The sequence below is a fragment of the Leisingera sp. ABM4_101 genome (assembly GCF_056158725.1).
Genome location: NZ_JBSWTV010000002.1, coordinates 1,077,970 through 1,097,912, shown reverse-complemented (window position 1 = coordinate 1,097,912; position 19,943 = coordinate 1,077,970). Strand labels below are relative to the sequence as shown.

Sequence of the window (19,943 nt, the reverse complement as noted above, 5' to 3'; positions counted from 1 at the left end):
TTGCCTCATGGGGACACCCAAGCACAGAGGTTACATTGCACAGGCAAAGCATTCCTTAATTTTTTCCCACTGGCGGATTTTTCAGCTGCGCTGACCGGAAAACCACGCCATCCGGTCAGCCCGCGGGCCCGTCAGAGGTAGCTGGGAAGACTGCGCCCTGACCGCTCCAGCAGCCAGCGGGCAACCCGCTTGGCTATGGGCCGGGCATTCTCCAGTTGCTGAGTGGCAAAGCCGTGCATCTTGCCTGGCAAGTATTTTCCCGTGAAAGCCTCGACCAATGCGCCCTTCTGCAAGTCCTCTGAGATGAATGGTTTGGCCGCAAGCGAAACTCCGGCCCCGGCGCGGGCCAGCCGTATCGCGGCAGCCAGGGAATTGACCTCGACAACCCTTCCGTCGAGCGGGCCGGCTATTCCTGTTGCTGCACACCACTGGGGCCAGGCCACACGCGGGCCGGCACATTCAATCAGCACACACTTCCCCCATTTGCCGCCATGCTGTTCCAGATAGGCCGGGGTGCAAACTGCCGTCACAGTTTCCTGCACCAAGGGCACGAAGCTCGCGGCATCTCCCGACCCGTATCCGATCACCAGATCATCCTTGTCAAAGCGCGTGTGATTGGCCTGGTAGTCAATGGTCAGCGTCAGCTCCAGATCCGGGATGTCCCGCATCATGTCCGGTATCAGCGGGGTCAGGCAGAACTCGACAAAGGCCGGGGAATAGCACGCGATGGAAACGTTGTTGCGGGTTTGCCGGGAGAACATCCTGGACGTTGTCTGGGAGAGCGCTTCCAGCGCCTCCTGCACATGCGGATGGTAGGCATAACCTTCATCGGTCAGCACCACATGCCGCCCCCGCCGTTCAAACAGGCTCGCGCTCAACGCCTTTTCCAGTTTTTGAATCTGCAGCGACACCGACCCTTGGGAAAGCCCGAGTTCCAGGGCCGCCTTGGTGAAGTTCAGATGTCTCGCCGCGGCATCAAAGGCCGAAAGCCAGCCCAGATTGAGATTCGAGCTGTGCCGCATCCCGCTGTCCTATTAGTTTTTTGTGGCATGACGATGAGAATACGGGTGGTTAAGCACAGAATTGCAGGGGCTGCCCGTGAAACTTTTGTAAAGATTCCGCCCCCGCGGCCCCGGCCTTCTTCTCCAACACCTTGAAAACAAGGCATCGCGGCAAATCCGGGGTAGCTCCGGCGGATCACGCCTTCCCCGGCGTCACAAATCTTTCACCCAATTTGGCAATTCCGGCGGCAGGCAATCACGCCACCACTCATTCCAGCGGGCCTCGCCCAAGGTAGACCCATGAAAAAGTCGCTTTTGCTTTCTGCTGCCATCGCTCTGGCCAGCACCGCCGCCACCGCCGAAACCCTGCGCATCCCACACGAACTGGGCTTTGGGGGGGCGGAGTCGATGGACCCGATCTCTCCGCAGCGGTTCTATGAAGCCATCCAGAACGTCTATTCCCGCCTGGTCCGCCAGGGCGAAGACGGCCGCCCCTCGCCGGATCTGGCACTGGAATGGTCAGCCACTCCGGATGCCAAGGAATGGACCTTCAAGCTGCGCCCGGACGTGACCTTCCACAACGGCAATGCCTTCACCGCCGAGGACGTCGCCTTCTCGCTGATGCGCACCCAGTCCGAGACCATCGACAGCCCCACCAAGGGCGTGATGGGCATCATCGACCATGTCGAGGCCGTTGACCCGCTGACCGTCAAAGTCGTGCTCAAGGACAGCCATGCGGACTTCCCGCTGCTGACCATGGACTACCGGATCAAGATGCTGGACGCGGAAACCTGCGGCGGCGACCTGGATGCGCTGTGCGAAAGCGGCAATGGCACCGGCCCGTTTGAGCTGACCGGTCTGGACGCCCTGGGCACCACCACCATGAAGCGGTTCGAGAACTACTACGGCAGCAAGGCCGGCGTGGAAAACCTGGAGCTGATTGCCATCGCCGACCAGGACGCGCGCGTTGCTGCCCTGCAGGCCGGCCAGATCGATCTGGTCTACTCGGTTTCTGCCGAGCAGGTGCCGCTGTTTGCAAACAACCCGAACTTCACCGTCCAGTCGGTGCCGTCGGGCCGCTGGGTCGGCCTGGTGATGAACACCCAGGAAGCACCGTTCAACGACCCGCACGTCCGCAAGGCGATCCGCATGTCCGCCGACCGCGATGCCCTGGGCAAGCTGGTTTACGGCAAGGGCGGCTACATTGTTTCCTGCGACCACCCGGTCTGGACCGGCGACCAGTACCGCAAGGAGATCGATTGCAGCCGCGACGTGGACGGCGCCAAGGCGCTGCTGGCAGAGGCCGGTTACGCAGACGGTCTGAAGGTTGAGCTGTTCGTTTCCGACATCTCGGAAGGTGCAGTGAAGATGGCAGAGGTTCTGCAGAACCAGGCCAAGGACGCAGGCATCGAGATCGAACTGGTTCCGGCCCCGGCAGACGGTTACTGGGGTGACGTCTGGATGAAAGAAGCCTTCTTTGCCACCGGCTGGTCGCAGCGCCCGGCGGACCAGATCCTCAATGAGGCCTACCGCTCCGGCGCCGCCTGGAACGAGACCGCCTGGAACTCGGCTGACTTTGACGCCAAGCTGGACGCGGCCCGCTCCGAACTGGATTTCGGCAAGCGCAAGGAGCTGTACGGAGAGTTGCAGGAAGAGCTGTGGGAAACCGGCGGCTCCTTCATTCCGGTTCACCTGAACATCACCCGCGTCCTGTCTTCCAAAATTGGCGGCCTGCCGCCGGTCGAGGGCTTCTCGATCCGCTATGAAGACGTGACCAAGAACGGGTCCGGCTCCTGATCCATAACCCAAGGGGCATCTCCCCCCTTTCAACTGGCGCAGCCTGCCCCTCAAAAAAACAGGCCGCGCCTCATTCTTTCCTGCAAAGGGCCAGCCCATGCCATCCCTGATCCTGCGCCGCTTCGGCTTTGCGGCCTTCACCATCGGTTTTGTCTCAATAGTCATGTTTGCTGCGGTCGAGGCGCTGCCCGGCAATGTCTGCACCTCCTTCTTGCAGCGGTTTGCCCAGGGTCCGCGGCTTGAGCGCTGCATCGAGCAGCAGGGACTGGAGCGCCCCGCAATGGTGCGCTACGGCGACTGGGTGGCGGGTGCCGTGCAAGGCGACTTCGGTTACTCCTTGAAAAAGCGCAAACCGATCAATGAGCTGATCTGGGAACGCTTCCGCAACACCGCTCTACTGGGCGGGTTGGCGGCGCTGCTGGCGATACCCTTTGCTATTTTTCTCGGCATCGCCGCGGGCGTCAGGCGGGACAGGCCGCTGGACCTTTCCTTATCAGGGGCGGCGATGCTGGCGATGACGATCCCCGAGTTCGTGACCGCCACCGCGCTGATCTATGTCTTTGCCATCGTGCTGCAGTGGTTCCCCGCGGTCACAATCGTCTCACCCGGTGCGGGATTTATGCAAATGCTGCCCAATATCGTTCTACCGGTGCTGGTGCTGAGCGCGGTTCTGGTCGCCCACATCATGCGGATGATGCGCGCCTCGGTGATTGACGTGATGGCCTCGGATTATGTGCAGATGGCGCGGCTTAAGGGCGTGCCGGAGCGCCAGATCATCTGGAAACACGTGGTGCCGAACGCAATGATCCCAGCGCTCAACGTGATCGCGCTTACCGTCGCCTGGCTGCTAGCTGGTGTGGTCGTGGTCGAAAAAGTCTTCAACTACCCCGGGCTTGGAACGCTGATGATCCAGGCGATCTTTGACCGCGACTTGCCGCTGGTGCAGGCAATCGCGCTAATCTTCTCGGTGATCTATGTGGGCGTGAACCTGGCCGCGGACCTCGCCGCGCTTGCCCTGGACCCACGCTTGCGCAGGAAAGGGCACTGACATGCTGAAACTGCTTGCAACAATTGCGTCGAAACCCTCCGGCGCGCTTGGCCTTGGCCTTACTCTGTTCCATCTGGCACTGGCGCTGCTGGCGCCCTGGATCGCGCCGTTCGACCCAACCGCGCAGAACGCCGACACCATCCTGCTGGCGCCCAATGCCAGCCACCTCATGGGCACCGACACACTGGGCCGCGATGTCTTCTCGCGCGTGGTCTACGGCGGGCGGCTGGCGATTGCCGTCACGTTCACCGCCGCCGTGATTGCCACGCTCTGGGGCGGCTTTGCCGGTATCTTCTTTGGCACCGTCGGCGGGCGGGTGGATGAATACTCCATGCGCGTTGTCGATGCTTTCCTTTCGATGCCCTGGCTGCTGTTCCTCTTGCTGATCATCTCGATCGGCGGCGCCGGGCCGCTGACGATTATCCCGACGCTGGGCTTCTTCTACGGCGTTGCCGTTCTGCGTGTGGTGCGCGGTGCCGCGATGCAGGTGGCCGCCCGCGACTTTGTCACCGCCGCCAAGGCCCGGGGCGAAGCACTGTGGCCGATCCTGTCGCGCGAGATGTTCCCCAACCTCTCCGACATCCTGCTTGTCGAGGGCGCAATGCGCTGGAGCTGGATGCTGCTGGCCTTCTCCTCGCTATCGTTCCTGGGCTTCGGGGCCACCCCGCCGACACCCGACTGGGGCCTGATGGTGGCGCAGGAGCGCGGGCTGCTCAGCACCGCCCCCTGGGGTGTGTTCTGGCCCTGCCTGGCGCTGAGCTCGCTGATTATTGGGATCAACCTACTGGCGGACGCCGTGGGTAAGGCCCTGGGCCTGGACCGCGCAACCGCTGTTGCCGTGTGAGGGATTAGTTATGACCGAACCTTTGATCAAGATCGAAGACCTGTCTTTGGGTTTCACTGCCAAGGACGGGCGCCAAGCGCCGATCCTGCGCGGCCTGTCGCTGGAACTTGCCCCGGGCGAGACCCTGGGCATCGTCGGCGAGAGTGGTTCTGGCAAATCCACCGTCGCGCTAGCAATGATGGGCTACCTAAAATCCGGCCTGACAGTATTCCGCGGCCGCGCGATCTTTGACGGCAACGACATGTTTGCATTGCCGGAGAAGCAGCGGACACGCCTGCGCGGCTCCTCCATCGCGCTGATCCCGCAGAACGCGGGCCAGGCGCTGACGCCGACCCTGAAGATCGGCCGCCAGATCGATGAGGCGTTGCAGCTGCACACCGCGCTGAGTGCCGGGGAGCGCAGTATTAAGGTGCTGGAACTGTTGAACCGCGTGCGCCTGCCCAGCCCCGAGGATATCGCCGAACGCTACCCGCATGAGCTGTCGGGCGGACAGCAGCAGCGTGCTGCCGTGGCGATGGCGCTGGCAGGCAACGCCAAGGCCCTGCTGCTGGATGAGCCGACCACCGGCCTGGATGTGACCACCCAGGCGCATATCCTGGTATTCCTGCGCTCCCTCGCCAAGGAGCTGGGCGTGGCGATGATCTATGTCAGCCATGACCTCGGCGTGATCGCCCGTGTCGCCGACCGGGTGGCGGTGATGTATGCCGGCATGTTGGTTGAGGAAGGCCCGACCCGCGATGTGCTGCGGGAGCCGAACCACCCCTATACACGCGGCCTGCTGGCCTCGATCCCGCGGTTGGGGGAACCGGGCATTCCGCCCTCGATGCCGGGTGTGCCGCCTGCGGTGGGCTCAGATCTGACGGCCTGCGCCTTTGCGGACCGCTGCCCGCAGGTGCGCTCGCTCTGCAAGGACGGCATCCCGGCGCTGGAGCGCCGCGGCAACTGCCGGGTGCGCTGCCCCTACGCCGGCGAACATGCGCCGGAACACCTCAGCACCCGCCGTGTGCCGCAAGTGCAGCATGCCCGCGCGCTGGAACTGCAGGACGTGGCGGTCAGCTATCGCAAGCCCGGCTTACTGGATCGATGGCTGAAGAAACCGGAGCCCGCCCCCACCGTGGACCGCGCCGGATTTGTGCTCAAGAAGGGCGAGACGCTGGGGCTGGTCGGCGAATCCGGCTCCGGCAAATCCACCATCCTGCGCGCCATCGCAGGCCTCGCAGGCACCCGCAAGGGCGGCATCACGCTGGGCGATGGCGAAAGCCTGAATGCGCCGGTTGCGGGCCGCGACCGCGAGACCCTTCGCCGAGTGCAGATGATCTTCCAGAACGCAGACGCTTCGCTGAACCCGCGACAGAGCATCGGAGAAATTCTGATGGCGCCGCTGAAACTATACTTCGGCCTCAAGGGGGCAGAGGCGCAGGCGCGGGCCGAAGAGCTCTTGGAAGCGGTGCGCTTGCCTGCGCGCTACATGTCGCGCTTTCCTAGACAGTTGTCAGGCGGCGAAAAGCAGCGGGTGGGCGTTGCCCGCGCCTTTGCCGCCAATCCGGAAGTCACCCTGTGCGACGAGGTGACCAGCGCGCTGGATGTGTCAGTGCAGGCGGCAGCGCTGGCGCTACTTACGCGGCTGCAAAGGGAGAACGGCTGCTCTTATATCTTCGTCAGCCACGATCTGGCGGTGGTGCGCGCGGTGTCGGACCGGGTAGCGGTGCTTTACCAGGGCAGAATCTGCGAGATCGGCCCGGCGGAGCAGGTCTATGCCCCGCCCTATCACCCCTATACCCAAACCCTGATGGGCGCGGTGCTGGAACCGGACCCGGATGCCGCTCCTGTTCTGCTGGCCAATGACATGAGCGAGAAGGCCCCGCCCGCAACCGGCTGCCCGTTCCAAGGCCGTTGCACAAAACGGATTGGTCCGGTTTGCGATACCAGGACGCCGCTGCCGCAGGTCCTCGGCGCAGGTCATGTGATCCATTGCCACATACCGGCGCAGCATTTGCAGGAAGCCGGTGAATGCCTGGAGGCGGAGCTTGCCTGACCAGAACTGTCAAAAGCCCAATTCACAAGCGTCATGGTTCTGATAACTTGACGCTTTAAGCAGTCCAGCAAGCAGTTCAGCTGGAGTGTGCCAAATGAAATACCGCACGATCTTTCTGTCGGATATTCATCTTGGCACGCCGGGCTGCCAGGCAGAGCTGCTGCTGGATTTCCTGAACACCTATGAAGCCGAGAGCTACTACCTGGTCGGCGACATCATCGACGCCTGGCGGATCAAGCGCAAAGGCTTCCTGTGGCCGCAGGCCCATAACGATGTGGTGCAGGCGCTGCTGGCCAAGGCGCACGACGGCGCCAGCATCTACCTGATCCCGGGCAACCACGACGAATTCCTGCGCTCCTACCTGGGCACCCATTTCGGCGGTATCGAGGTGCTGAGCACGGCCGATTTCACCGCAAGCGACGGCAAGCGCTACCTAGTGACCCATGGTGACCAGTTTGACTCGGTCGTGATGCACGCCAAATGGCTCGCCCATTTGGGGGACCGGGCCTATGATTTCATGCTGTGGCTGAACACCCGGCTGAACCGCGCGCGCAGTCTGTGGGGCGGCCAGTACTGGTCGCTGTCCAAATGGGCCAAGCAGCAGGTCAAGCAAGCGGTCAACTTCATCAGCGAATACGAAAAGGTGCTGACGGCAGAGGCCCGGCGCGGCGGCTATGACGGGGTGATCTGCGGCCATATCCACAGCGCCGCGGTCCGCGACATGAACGGCATCACCTATGTCAATACCGGCGACTGGGTGGAGAGCTGCACGGCGGTCGTGGAATTGAACAGCGGCCGGCTGGCCCTGATCGACTGGGAACGCTCCGCCCGCGAAGCCCGCCACCGTGTCCGCACGCGGCGTGCCCGTACCCGCCAGAAACAACTCGAAAACGTATGACTAAGGCAATAAGCGATGAATAGCACAGCCCAGGCGCAGCTGGACGCTGCCGTTCTGCAGCAAGGCGATGCCGCAACTGGCCGGCTGGAACGCCTGTTTTCCCGTCTGTTTCTGGGGCTGGTCTACCCGCAGATCTGGGAGGATCCGGTGGTGGACATGGAGGCGCTGGAAATCGCGCCGGGCGACAACCTGGTCTGCATCGCATCGGGCAGCTGCAATGTGCTGTCCTATTTGACCGCGGGACCGGCCTCAGTGACCGCCGTCGACCTGTCACCCGCTCATGTAGCGCTGGGGCGGCTGAAGCTGGCCGCAGTGCAAACCCTGCCGGACTACGCCGCTTTCTACCAGTTCTTCGGCCATGCAGGCATGGCCGGAAATGCGGAACTGTATGACCGTTATGTCCGGTCCAGCCTGGACGGCAGCACCCGAGCTTTCTGGGACAGCAGGCAGCCATTCCACCGCCGGATCTCGTTGTTCAGAAAAGGTTTCTACCGCTACGGCCTGCTGGGTCGGTTTCTGGGGGCGGTGCATCTGATTGCCCGGCTGGGGCGGGTGGATTTCGCACCACTACTGGCAGCCCGCAGCCTAGCGGAGCAAACAGCATTTTTCGATACCCGCATCGCCCCGCTGTTCGACATGTGGCTGGTGCGCAAACTGGCGGGTTTCCGGGCTTCGCTGTTCGGCTTGGGTATCCCGCCCGCACAATACGACAAGCTGGCATCGGACGGCAACGGAGACGTGCTGCCGGTACTGCGCGAGCGGGTCCGCAAGCTAATGTGCGATTTCCCGATCCGCGACAATTACTTCGCTTGGCAGGCGTTTGCCCGCTGCTATGATCCGGCGCCGGACGGCTCCCTGCCGCCCTATCTTCAGCAGCGGCACTTCGCGACGCTGCAGGTCAATGCAAGCCGAGCGCGGATCGTGAACCGCTCGCTGACCGATCTGCTGGCTGGCGAAGCGGATGAATCAAAACACGGCTATGTGCTGCTGGATGCGCAAGACTGGATGAACGACGAGCAGTTGAACGCTCTTTGGCGGGAGATCTCCCGCACCGCAGCCCCCGGCGCGCGGGTGATCTTCCGCACCGGCGGCACCTGTGACATCCTACCGGGGCGAGTGCGCCCGGAGTTTCTCGCCCGCTGGGCATACGACACCGAAATGTCCGCCCACGGCACCGTGCAGGACCGCTCTGCCATCTACGGTGCCTTCCATCTTTACCGTTTTCAAGGTTAAGACCGATGCTTGACAAAGCCTCCACTAACCACGCCGTGCTGATGGACCAGACCTACCGGCACCAGCGGCTAATCTATGACCTGACACGCAAGTACTACCTATTCGGGCGTGACCGGCTGATTGCCGGGCTCACCCCCCAAGAAGGCTCGCACGTGCTGGAAGTTGCCTGCGGCACCGGCCGCAACCTGAAACTGGCATCACGCAAATACCCGCACTCCGCCTTCTACGGCCTGGATATCTCCACTGAAATGCTAACTTCGGCCCGGCACAAAACCGGTGACTATGTGCAGCTTGCCCAGGCCGACGCCTGCAGATTTGATGGTGCCCGGCTTTTCCGGCGCAGCAAATTCGACCGGATCTTCATCTCTTACGGACTCTCGATGATCCCGGACTGGCAGGCCGCCCTGCGCATGTCCTGCGCGCATCTGGCCCCCGGCGGCCAGCTTCATGTTTTGGATTTTTCGGATCAGGCCGGCTGGCCGCGCTGGTTCGGGCAGGGCCTGAACCGTTGGCTGGCCAATTTTCATGTCACCCCCCGGCTAGACCTCAGCAGCGTTCTCGAAACAGTCGCTGCGGAAACCGGGGGACAGGCGCACTGCAGCCAACTGTACCGGGGCTATTCGCAATACGGCATAGTGCATATGCCAGGCTAATTTGGAGGAGTAATGCGCATCAAGTCAAACGATGACAGATTATCCTAAGAATGTCCGGTTTTTTTGAAGGAGTAAGACGGTAAATCGTTTTGCTGCGAATGCCCGCATTCCGCCCTACCAGCATGCGAACCAGCCGTGGATATGCGGCAGGCCGGAGGTCTGCTTCGGACTGTGACTGGCTTGCTGCGCCAGCGAAGGACCGTACCCAGAGCAATGACGGCTGAAGGCTCATAGCTGGCCTCGGGTGCAACGCAGCATCAGGGCAATAGAAACAACTTCCACCGGCGAGAACGGCCCTGAGCGGATGGAGTGGGTGGCTCCTGCTCCACCGGCGTCGCAATGCGCCATACTGCAGTTATCAACGACTGCTAGGAAAGGAGCCACCCAATGACAGTAAAAACAGTTGGACTGGATCTGGCCAAGGACGTGTTCCAGGTTCACGGGATTTCCGCCGCCGGCCGCAAGATTTTCAACAAAAAGATCAAGCGCGCGAAACTGCTCGCGTTTTTCGAGGCTCTTCCGCGCTGTGTTGTGGGCATGGAAGCCTGCGGGTCCGCCCATTACTGGGGCCGGGAGCTCAGAAGGCTGGGCCATGATGTCCGCCTGATGCCGGCGGCCTATGTCAAACCATACGTAAAGCGCGGCAAGACAGACGCCGCTGATGCCGAGGCGATCTGCGAAGCTGTCCGCCGGCCGACAATGCGCTTCGTCGAAGTGAAATCCGAAGACCAGCAGGCAATCCTGGCACTGCACCGCACCCGGGATCTCGCGGTCCGGCAGCGCACGCAGCTGGCGAATATGATCCGCAGCCTTCTGCGCGAATTCGGCCATGTGCTGCGGAGCGGGATTGAGGCTGTGATCGCCTTTGCCAAGCGCCACCTTGCAGGGGAACGGCCCGGCATGCCCGATCTGGCAAGCGGCATTCTGGGCACGGTCTGCTACCAGTTCCTTGGAGTCCACGAGCGCGTTGAAGGCTTTTCAAAGATGATTGAAAAGCATGCGCTGCTGGATGCCGGCGCCCGGCGCCTGATGCGTATGCCCGGCATCGGCCCGATCACTGCCTCCGCCATCGTGGCGACCATCGGTGACGCGAAGCAATTCAGGACCGGCCGCGATCTTGCAGCCTGGCTGGGCCTGACCCCGCTCAACAAGTCCAGCGGCGGCAAAGAGAAGCTCGGCAAAATCACCAAGAAGGGTGATAGATACATCCGCAAGCTTCTGATCACCGGCATGACGTCCCGCGCGCTGATGGGCAGGAAGCACCCAGAGCGCATCGATATATGGAGCGCCAGGATTCTTGCAGGGAAACCGTTCCGGCTGGCGACAGTCGCGATGGCCAACAAAAGCGCCCGGGTCATCTGGGCAATACTGACAAAACGACAGGAATACCGGCAACCGGCCGCTTGACCGGACCGGCCTGCCCAGAGATGCAAGACGCTTGATGTGATGATGCGGACTTAAGTCAACCAAAAGCCAGGACACTCCGAGAATGTCTCCGTCCTCCGAGGTCGTTTAGCCGATAGGAACCTTGCTTGCGGAACTCATCAAGGCCAGCAGACCTCAACACTGGCTGCGTAAACAGGCCGAACACACGACGGTACTGACAGACCGCCGCGATCACTGCAGAAAACGCTTGCAATGCAGGCGCCACCCACACAGGACACTCGTCACCATCCAGCCGCCGCATTGCAGCGGTCGCCAGAGCGGCTATTGGCAACCGGGTGCAGCATTTTACCCCAAGCAATGCCTCCGCGGAAAGTTGCTGCCGTTCGCCACACATGCAGCCTGGCCGCCCCCATAGGACCGCTTTTACGTAAAACCGGGTTACCAGGTAAGAGGGCTGTGGTGTGGGATGGGAATGCGGTTGCTGAACTTAACAGCACTATTTACTAATGTATGATTGTCGACAATCATACATAATTATGCTAAAACACCTGTGCCGCAGCAAGGGCGGCAGCCGCAGGGCAATCACAATTGCGGTCCTAAGAGGAGGAAATCATGAAGGAAAAACTGAGTTTGCGCGCGAATCTCAAGGGCCGTATGACGGCGGCGGCACTGGCGGCCAGCCTGGCTGTTCCCGGCGCCGCGGTAGCTGCGGAAACGTTTCTGACCATCGGCACCGCCGGGGTAACCGGCATCTATTACGCGGTTGGCGGAGGCATCTGCCGGCTGGTCAACAAGGGCCGCAAGGAGCATGGCATCCGCTGCTCGGTCGAAAGCACTGGCGGCTCTGTCTACAACCTGAAAACCATCCGCGCGGGCGAGCTGGAAATGGGCACTGTGCAGTCCGACTGGCAGTTCCACGCCTACCACGGCTCCAGCGTGTTCGAGGAAGCAGGCCCGCACAAGGAGCTGCGCTCGGTTTTCTCCCTGCATCCCGACACGGTCATCATCGCCGCCCGCACCGACACCGGCATCCAGAAATTGGATGACCTGAAGGGTAAAACCGTGAACTTGGGCAATCCTGGCTCAGGCACCCGCGCCACAGCGGACGTTCTGGTCGACGCGCTTGGCTGGAGCCACAGCGATTTCGGTCTGGTCACCGAGCTGAAGTCAGCCGAACAGTCGGCAGCCCTCTGCGACGGTAATATCGACGCGTTCCTGATGGTTGCCGGCAACCCGGTAGCCAACGTCCTAGAGGCTGCAACTACCTGCGACATAAATATCATTCCGGTTGTCGGCGATGCGGTGGATGAGCTGGTGGCCAGCAAACCCTTCCTCGGTCATGTGACCATTCCGGGCGGGCTGTACCGCGGCGTTGAAGAAGGTGTGCCATCCTATGGCCTGTCCGCCACCTTCGTGACCTCTGCGGAAATCGACGACGAAGTAATCTATCAGATGGTGAAGGCGGTCTTTGACAACTTCGACACGTTCAAGGCCATGCATCCCTCCTTTGCCAATCTGGACAAAGAACTGATGGTCTCTCAGGGCCTCACTGCTCCGCTGCATCCAGGTGCCGAGCGTTATTACCGCGAGGCGGGCCTGATCCAGTAATGCTCCGGTTCCGGGCCATGCAGGCCCGGGACGCGTATCTCCCCTGTACTGGAATGCCTGTCTGCAGGCGGGCATTCATTTTTCCCATATCCCAGCGAGTGATGAAACCAATGTCCGACGCGATCCTAAGCCATTCCACTCACGATGCCGAAGAGGATGCCCGCAACAGGGACATCAAGATCTATGTGAACGGTGAAATCGTCCATCGTGACGAGGCCAAAGTCTCGGTCTACGATTTAGGCTTCATGCTGGGCGACGGAATGTGGGAGGGCCTGCGCCTGTACAATGGCAAATGGGCCTTCTTCGACGAGCACATGGACCGGCTCTACAACAGCTGCAAGTCCGTCTCGATTGATATCGGGCTCAGCAAAGACGAGCTGCTGGACGCTATGAACCGCACGGCAGAAACCAATGGAATGGTGAGCGATGCCCATTGCCGCCTGATGATCAGCCGTGGCCGCAAGGCCAAGCCGTTCCAGCATCCCGGCCTGTCCCGGTTCGGGCCCACCATCGTGATCATCGTCGAACACTCCAAGCCGAAATCCAGCTTGCACAGCGCAGGCATCCGCCTGGCAACCGTGCCGCAAGTGCGCGGCCTGCCTATGAGCCAGGATGCAAAATACAACAGCCACTCCAAACTGAACTGCATCATTGCCTGCCTTCAGGCCGAGCAGGCAGGCGCGGATGAAGCCCTGATGCTGGACCCCAATGGCTTTGTGAACACCACCAACGCCTGCAACTTCTTCATCGTGCGCCGCGGCGAGGTTTGGACCTCGAGCGGGGACTACTGCATGAACGGGGTCACCCGGCAAAAGGTAATAGATCTGTGCCGCCAGGATGGAATTCCGGTCTTTGAAAAAAACTACTCGCTTTATGAAGCCTACGGGGCAGACGAGGCGTTTCTGACCGGCACCTTCGGCGCGCAGACACCGGTGGCTTCGATTGATGGCAAGACCATCGGCAGCGGCGAGCGGCCGGTGATGGCGCGGCTGCAGCAGCTCTACAAGGAGCTGGTCCGCGAGAACACAGCTGGCTGAGGACGAATACATGCTTGAAAGCATTCAAAAGCTGCTGCTGATGGGCTGCGGCAAGATGGGCAGTGCGCTGTTGCGCGGCTGGCTGGAGGCCGGCCTGAAGCCGGAGCAGGTGTCGGTGATCGATCCGCGTCCCTCCGATTGGTTTTTGGGTCTTTCGGAGCGGGGACTGGTGCTGAACCAGCCGCTCTCTCAAGCACCGGAAGTAGTGGTAATCGCCACCAAACCGCAGATCATGCAGGATGCAGTTCCCGGGTTGAAGGCATTCGGCGGCGGCGGGACTCTGTTTCTGTCGATTGCCGCAGGCACCATGATCTCCACGTTTGAAGAGATGCTTGGTACCGGCACGCCGGTGGTGCGGGCAATGCCCAACACTCCGGCGGCCATCGGCCAAGGCGTGAGCGGTGTCATTGGCAATGCAGCTGCCCAAGCCCAAATGCCTCTGGCAGCGGAGCTGATGCGCGCCGCCGGTGAGGTTGTACTGCTGGACGACGAAGAGCAGATGCACGCGGTTACGGCTCTGTCCGGTTCCGGCCCCGCTTATGTGTTTGCAATGACCGAAGCGCTGATTGCTGCCGGTCAGGAAGCAGGGCTGAGCCTTGAGGTGGCCCGCAAACTAGCGGTTGCGATGGTGGCGGGTTCCGGCCAGCTCATGGCCCGAACCGGAGAGGAACCGGGCGAGCTGCGCCGACAGGTGACGTCGCCAAACGGAACTACAGCAGCAGGGCTTGCTGAGTTGCAGCGGAAGCCGGATGGAATTGCCGATCTGATCCAAAAGACTGTCCAAGCAGCACGGGACCGGTCTGTAGAACTCGCGGCCGGCCCGTAAGGTGGGCTGCTTTTGGGCTTGGCCAAAGCCAATCAGGGGAGGCTGACGTGGTAAAAGACACTGTAGAAACCCGGGAATACACTGAGGCGGAACTGCAAGAGCTGGTTGCCACTTCCGATGCGGGGGCGCGAAATCCGGCCGGTGCGGTCGGCACATTGATGGCGGTGACGGCGGTAACCTGGTCGTTGTTCCAGGTTGTCCTGGCCTCGCCGGTGGTGAACATTCTGCTGCCCGCAGATGTGATCAACAATTCGCGGCAGTTCCACCTGACCTTTGCCATTTTCCTGGCCTTCCTGGCCTATCCGGCGTTCAGGTCCAGCCCGCGCGGCCATATCCCCATGGCCGACTGGGGGCTGGCGCTGACCGGCGCCTTTGCCGCAAACTACGGCTATCTCTTCTATGACAAGATCGTTAGGGCCGGGGGCATTGCTGATGAAACAGACCGGATTGTTGCGCTGATCGGGCTCTTGCTGCTGTTCGAAGCCGCCCGGCGGGCGCTTGGCCCGGCCATGGCCGTCATCGCCTCGGTCTTTCTGGCCTATATCTTCTTTGGCTCTTCGGAATACGTGCCCGAGGTGATCCGCTGGAAAGGCGCCTCGCTGACCAAGGCGATGAGCCACTTGTGGACCACTTCCGAAGGCGTGTTTGGCCTGCCGCTCAGCGTCTCCACCAAATTTGTCTTCCTGTTTGTACTGTTCGGCGCGCTTCTGGAGAAGGCGGGCGCCGGCAATTACTTCATCAAGCTTGCCTTTGGCGCACTCGGCCACCTGCGCGGAGGTCCGGCCAAGGCGGCGGTTGTCGGATCTGCTGCAACCGGCCTGATTTCCGGCTCCTCGATTGCCAACGTCGTGACCACCGGCACTTTCACCATCCCGCTGATGAAAAGGGTGGGCTTCACCTCGGAACAGGCGGGGTCTGTCGAAGTTGCTTCATCGGTGAACGGCCAGATCATGCCGCCGGTGATGGGGGCTGCAGCCTTCCTAATGGTGGAATATGTCGGCATTCCATACGTGCAAGTGATCACCCATGCCTTTGTGCCTGCAGCGATCTCCTACATCGCGCTGGTCTACATCGTGCATCTGGAAGCCGTGAAGCGGAACATGCCGACACTCGGCGACCGTGCTGTCTCCATGGCCAGCACCATCGGCGGCATGTTCGCCTTCTTCGCGGGCTTTGCGCTGCTGTGCTACGCGATGAAATACCCAGTGCTGCTGGTCACCTCGCTGGTGCCTGAGGGCGCAGGCTGGATCCTGGCAGTGATGCTCGGCCTGGCCTATGCAGGGCTTCTCGCCATCGCCGCACGTCAGCCGGATCTGGAAGCCGATGATCCCAATGCCAAGGAAGTCCGCCTGCCGGTGGTTTCCGAGATCTACAAAAGCGGCCTCTACTACCTGCTGCCGATCATCGTGCTGGTCTACTTCCTGATGATCGAGCAGAAATCCCCCGGCCTGTCGGCCTTCTGGGCCACGATGCTGCTGTTCGCGATCCTGCTGACCCAGAAACCGCTCAAGGCGTTCTTCCGCGGCCAGACCAATTATGCCGAGCAGATCAAAGACGGCGCTCGCGACGTGATTGCCGGTCTTATTGACGGCTCCCGCAATATGATCGGCATTGGCCTGGCTACCGCTACTGCAGGCGTCATTGTCGGTACTGTAACCCTGACCGGTGTAGGGCAGGTCATGGCGGATCTGGTCGAATTCTTGTCCGGCGGCAATTTGATTGCGATGCTGCTGCTGGTCGGTTTCCTGTCCCTCTTCCTGGGCATGGGGCTGCCAACCACGGCGAACTATATTGTCGTCAGCTCACTGCTGGCCGCTGTGGTAGTGGAACTGGGAGCGCAAGCCGGTTTGGTCGTGCCGCTGATCGCGGTGCATTTGTTTGTCTTCTACTTCGGCATCATGGCGGATGTGACGCCGCCGGTCGGGCTGGCAAGCTTTGCCGCAGCCGCAGTGTCCGGGGGCGATGCGATCAAAACGGGTTTTACTGCCTTCTTCTACTCGCTGCGTACCGTGGCGCTTCCGTTTGTGTTTATCTTCAATACCGATCTGCTTCTGATCGATGTCACCCTGTGGCAGGGGGTGTTTGTTTTTGTCATCGCCTCAATTGCTATTCTGGTTTTCACCGCCGGCACCATGGGGTGGTTCATCACCCGCAGCCGTTTTTACGAAAGCGTGGCATTGGTGCTGGTGTCCTTTGCCCTGTTCCGCCCCGATTTCTTCCACGACCGGATCCAAGCCCCCTTTATCCAAGGTGAAGCCGCAGCGCTGGAGCAATTACTAGGCGAGGCCGCGGAGGGCGACGAGTTCCGGGTTGTCGTGAACGGTCCGGACTTCGATACGCTTGAACTGAAAGACCTAACGCTGAAGATTGACGTGCCCGCTGGATTTTCCGGCGCAGAACGGCTGGGTAAACTGGGTCTTTTGCTGATGGCCGAAGATGGGCAGGTCAAGCTGGAGGAGCCTTTTGGTGGCACCCCGTTCTTTGGCCCGCTCTCCAAATTCGACTTCTACGCGGACGATCCAGTGGTGGTGAGATCCGTCCTTACCACCGCTGACAGGCTGCCAAAGGAGCTGGTGTATATCCCGGCTTTGCTGCTGCTTGGATTGATCGCATTTGTTCAGCGCAGCCGTGCCCGGCGGCAGGAGGTTCCGGCATGACCAAACGCATTCTTTGTGCCATCGACGTGTCCCGGCCTGATCAGGATAGATCCGTGCTGGAGGAAGCCGTATCCCAGGCCCGGCTGGCCGCAGCCCACCTGGATGTGCTGACGGTTGTGCCCGATTATGGGACCAGTTTTGTCGGCAGCTTCTTTCAGCCGGATCATCACGGCAAAATCGAGGCAGAAGCCCGCAGCCGGATTGATATTCTGATTGCGAGTCTGCTGGGTGAGACCCCGGATGTTAAGCTGCGCAGGATCGTCGCCACGGGATCTGCCTATGAGCAGATTCTGAACACTGCTCAAACAACCGGCTGCGGCTTGATTGTGATCGGAGCCCACAAGCCGGACTATCAGGATTACCTGCTGGGGCCCAACGCCTCACGTGTTGTGCGGCATGCACAGTGCTCGGTCTACGTTGTGCGTTAGAATGGCGCAAAGGGCGGATTCAAGGCGGCCCTTTGCCAGCCGGGATCATTCCGCGGGATTATTCGTCCGGTAGCGCCGCAAGCGCCTGCTTCATACCCTGCCGCATGTGGTGGGTCAGATGGTCCAACATCGCCTCGAGACTGTCGCCGCAGGCCAGTGACACATACAGATCATGCGCATCACGCTGCGGTCCGGCACGCTCGTGCGCCTGCTGATGAATTGTAAAATAGAAGCTCAGGTTTGGCCGAAGCTGGCTCCAGTTCTTCTGCAGCAGAGAATGGTCCGATACTTCATAGCACCAGCTATGCAGCACCAACTCGCGTTCGATGGCCTCCTGCGGGGAACAGCCGTCGTCAATCACACTGGTCAATCGGTGATTGCGTTCGTGCAGGTCGGCCATGTTTGCGTCGGTGCGCTTGTCCCAGCATTCCTGAAACGCAAACTGCTCCAGCGCCAGGCGCAAGGAGTAAAGCTCTTCTATGTCACGCTTGGTCACCCCACGCACAAAGATACCGGTATAGGGTTTACTTACCAGCAACCCCATTTCCACCAGATCCCGGATCGCCTCGCGCAGCGGGCCACGGCTAATGCCCAGAGCCTTGGCCAGCCCGGTTTCCGTCAGCCGTTCTCCTCTTCCCAGCTGTCCGGATACGATGAGCGTCTTCAACTCATCCACGGTCTGTTCGCGCAGGGTCCTGGTCTCGATGGGCTTCAAACTGGCTAGTGTCATGTGGCAGGGGATATCCCGGTCCGGAAAAGTAGAGGTCTCAGACCTGATTATATCACAGCGGGATGCTTTGTCGACAATTGGGCAATCTTGTTGTCGTGTTATTGCCTGAGTGCTCCAAACGATCCCAGGCATCCCGAATTGCCGGGAGCCGACGGCTTAAGATTGTCTGGAGAGCAGATTCGGATTTCCAGTTGCCGCATTAGGGCTGAAGGGGTCAGCCGCTGCTATTCGTCTACACCGGCCAAGAAGTTCGCTTTCAACGCGGCAAGCAGATTGTCCAGGTCTTCCCGGTTCTGCGCCCCATACTTCAAGCCCATCACGACGGTGACGAAAAAATGCGCCTGCTGGGGAACCGAAAGCCCCTTTGACTCAAACGCTTCATCGTAGGGTTCGAAGAGTTCCTTGATGAGCAACTCGTGCCGGTGATGGGAGCGGGCGATTTCATCTTTGCCAGCTTCATTATGACCTGTGATCAGATCCTCTGCATCGCCCGCTGTCTGCAGCATCTCGAAACTCTTGATCACGGTTTCTGCGAAATAGACATCGAGTTTTTCTGACAGGGTGGTGCATTCAGCCAGTCGCGTTCGGACCATTGCCAGGTTCCGGTCAGTGATTGTGCGGATCGAGGCGCGGATCAGCTCATCTTTGCCCCCGAAAAGATCGTAAAGCGTCTGCCGCGACACGCCTGCTTCAGCCGCAATGTCGTTCATGGATGTCTTGCGCGCGCCGAACCGCACAAAGCAGCCAATCGCGGCGGCGACGATTTTTTCTTCGGTATCTGTCAGGGGCTTGGGCTGCATATCGGTCATGCCAGTCACTTAAATCGGCCTCCATCACTTGACAAGATGGGTCGCAATGTAAAATACAACCATACAATATCGGTACAAATGTAAAGTTAGGGAGATACATGCCCCAGACAGTTCTCATAACCGGCTGTTCCAGCGGCTTCGGAAATCTGATCGCACGTACATTCCATGATGCGGGGTGGAATGTGGTGGCCACCATGCGCAATCCCAGCGCTGAGAGCGGCCTGCAAGACGGCCCGCGCATGCTGCTGACGCGGCTGGACGTAACCGACCCGGAAAGCATCGCCGCCGCATTTGCTAAGGCATATGAAACCTTTGGCAACCTGGATGCGGTGGTGAACAACGCAGGCTACGGCGGGTCCGGCCTGTTTGAACAGTTCAGCCCTGAAGATGTCGAGGCGATGTATGCCACCAACGTCTTCGGCCCGATGAACGTGATGCGCCAGGCATTGCCGCACATGCGCGCAGCGGGAAAAGGGGCCATTGTCAACGTGACCTCAATGGCCGGCCATCTGGGCCTCCCAGGGAGCGCAGTCTATGCATCCAGCAAACACGCCTTGGCCGGCCTGACCGAGGCCATGGCGCTGGAATATGCGCCGCTGGGCGTGCGGATCTATGATGTTGCACCGGGAGCTTACCCGACCACCGGGTTCGATGAGGCGGTGAGCGAACGTCTGAACAATGGGGACGCGCAGCTCGTCACCTACTCGCACCAGCTGCGCCAACAGATCAGCATGGTGGGCGAACGTATGGCCAACGAGGGCGGTGGTTTGGCCGACCCGCAGGAGGTGGCGGATCATGTCCTGGCTTGCATTGCGGGAGACCGGCCGATCCATACGCCCAGCGGCTCCGATGCTGAGATGCTCACAGCCATGATGGGGCAGCAGAACCGCCAGGCCTTTCTGGGCCAACTGAGCGCGATGCTGGTGCCTGCGGAACAAAACACCTGACAAGGA

The 19,943-nt window shown here is 60.8% G+C and carries 17 protein-coding genes; 14 read left to right on the top strand and 3 right to left on the bottom strand.

Annotated features, from left to right (window positions below; translation table 11 throughout):
• Positions 1-131 precede the first annotated feature (131 nt).
• Positions 132-1,022 carry a LysR family transcriptional regulator gene (locus ACXAEK_RS06265; protein ID WP_475040551.1) on the bottom strand — a complete coding sequence of 297 codons (891 nt, stop codon included), beginning with the start codon at positions 1,020-1,022 and terminating at the stop codon, positions 132-134.
• Between the two features lie 279 nt (positions 1,023-1,301).
• On the opposite strand from ACXAEK_RS06265, the gene ACXAEK_RS06260 reads away from it, so the two are divergent.
• The 13 genes from ACXAEK_RS06260 (at position 1,302) to ACXAEK_RS06200 (ending at position 17,451) form a co-directional block, all read left to right on the top strand.
• Positions 1,302-2,798, top strand: coding sequence for an ABC transporter substrate-binding protein (locus ACXAEK_RS06260; RefSeq protein WP_475040550.1), 1,497 nt, complete (start codon positions 1,302-1,304; stop codon positions 2,796-2,798).
• A 97-nt stretch (positions 2,799-2,895) separates the two neighbouring features.
• Positions 2,896-3,846, top strand: a complete 951-nt coding sequence (locus ACXAEK_RS06255; protein ID WP_475040548.1) for an ABC transporter permease — start codon at positions 2,896-2,898, stop codon at positions 3,844-3,846.
• A gap of 1 nt (position 3,847) precedes the next feature.
• Entirely contained in the window at positions 3,848-4,690 is an 843-nt protein-coding gene (locus tag ACXAEK_RS06250) for an ABC transporter permease (RefSeq protein ID WP_475040546.1), read from the top strand.
• A 10-nt stretch (positions 4,691-4,700) separates the two neighbouring features.
• A complete protein-coding gene (locus tag ACXAEK_RS06245) occupies positions 4,701-6,725 on the top strand; it encodes a dipeptide ABC transporter ATP-binding protein (RefSeq protein ID WP_475040544.1) in 2,025 nt (674 codons plus the stop codon).
• Positions 6,726-6,819: 94 nt separating this feature from the next.
• Positions 6,820-7,623, top strand: coding sequence for a UDP-2,3-diacylglucosamine diphosphatase (locus ACXAEK_RS06240; RefSeq protein ID WP_475040542.1), 804 nt, complete (start codon positions 6,820-6,822; stop codon positions 7,621-7,623).
• Between the two features lie 15 nt (positions 7,624-7,638).
• Positions 7,639-8,856 (top strand): BtaA family protein, encoded by a 1,218-nt coding sequence (locus ACXAEK_RS06235; protein ID WP_475040540.1) that lies wholly within the window; start codon positions 7,639-7,641, stop codon positions 8,854-8,856.
• Between the two features lie 5 nt (positions 8,857-8,861).
• Positions 8,862-9,509 carry a class I SAM-dependent methyltransferase gene (locus ACXAEK_RS06230; RefSeq protein ID WP_475040538.1) on the top strand — a complete coding sequence of 216 codons (648 nt, stop codon included), beginning with the start codon at positions 8,862-8,864 and terminating at the stop codon, positions 9,507-9,509.
• Between the two features lie 387 nt (positions 9,510-9,896).
• A complete protein-coding gene (locus ACXAEK_RS06225) occupies positions 9,897-10,916 on the top strand; it encodes an IS110 family RNA-guided transposase (protein WP_475039392.1) in 1,020 nt (339 codons plus the stop codon).
• Positions 10,917-11,507: 591 nt separating this feature from the next.
• Positions 11,508-12,503 (top strand): TAXI family TRAP transporter solute-binding subunit, encoded by a 996-nt coding sequence (locus ACXAEK_RS06220; RefSeq protein ID WP_475040537.1) that lies wholly within the window; start codon positions 11,508-11,510, stop codon positions 12,501-12,503.
• A gap of 110 nt (positions 12,504-12,613) precedes the next feature.
• Complete coding sequence (locus ACXAEK_RS06215; RefSeq protein WP_475040535.1) at positions 12,614-13,540, top strand: aminotransferase class IV; 927 nt, start codon at positions 12,614-12,616, stop codon at positions 13,538-13,540.
• A 10-nt stretch (positions 13,541-13,550) separates the two neighbouring features.
• Positions 13,551-14,366: a pyrroline-5-carboxylate reductase gene (proC, locus tag ACXAEK_RS06210; protein ID WP_475040533.1), complete on the top strand. Its 816-nt coding sequence runs from the start codon at positions 13,551-13,553 to the stop codon at positions 14,364-14,366.
• 47 nt (positions 14,367-14,413) lie between these two features.
• Positions 14,414-17,023, top strand: coding sequence for a TRAP transporter permease (locus ACXAEK_RS06205; RefSeq protein ID WP_475040531.1), 2,610 nt, complete (start codon positions 14,414-14,416; stop codon positions 17,021-17,023).
• The gene (locus ACXAEK_RS06200) at positions 17,020-17,451 is read left to right on the top strand and encodes a universal stress protein (protein WP_475040529.1); all 432 of its coding nucleotides are present in this window, start codon (positions 17,020-17,022) and stop codon (positions 17,449-17,451) included. The genes ACXAEK_RS06205 and ACXAEK_RS06200 overlap by 4 nt, the downstream gene beginning before the upstream one ends.
• Before the next feature lie 58 nt (positions 17,452-17,509).
• On the opposite strand, the gene ACXAEK_RS06195 is transcribed toward ACXAEK_RS06200, so the two are convergent.
• Both ACXAEK_RS06195 and ACXAEK_RS06190 read right to left on the bottom strand, forming a co-directional pair.
• A complete protein-coding gene (locus tag ACXAEK_RS06195) occupies positions 17,510-18,181 on the bottom strand; it encodes a GntR family transcriptional regulator (protein WP_475040527.1) in 672 nt (223 codons plus the stop codon).
• A 224-nt stretch (positions 18,182-18,405) separates the two neighbouring features.
• Positions 18,406-18,990: a TetR/AcrR family transcriptional regulator gene (locus ACXAEK_RS06190; protein ID WP_475040525.1), complete on the bottom strand. Its 585-nt coding sequence runs from the start codon at positions 18,988-18,990 to the stop codon at positions 18,406-18,408.
• A gap of 98 nt (positions 18,991-19,088) precedes the next feature.
• Here ACXAEK_RS06190 and ACXAEK_RS06185 point away from each other — a divergent pair, with 98 nt between their 5' ends.
• The gene (locus ACXAEK_RS06185; protein WP_475040523.1) at positions 19,089-19,937 is read left to right on the top strand and encodes an SDR family oxidoreductase; all 849 of its coding nucleotides are present in this window, start codon (positions 19,089-19,091) and stop codon (positions 19,935-19,937) included.
• Positions 19,938-19,943 lie beyond the last annotated feature (6 nt).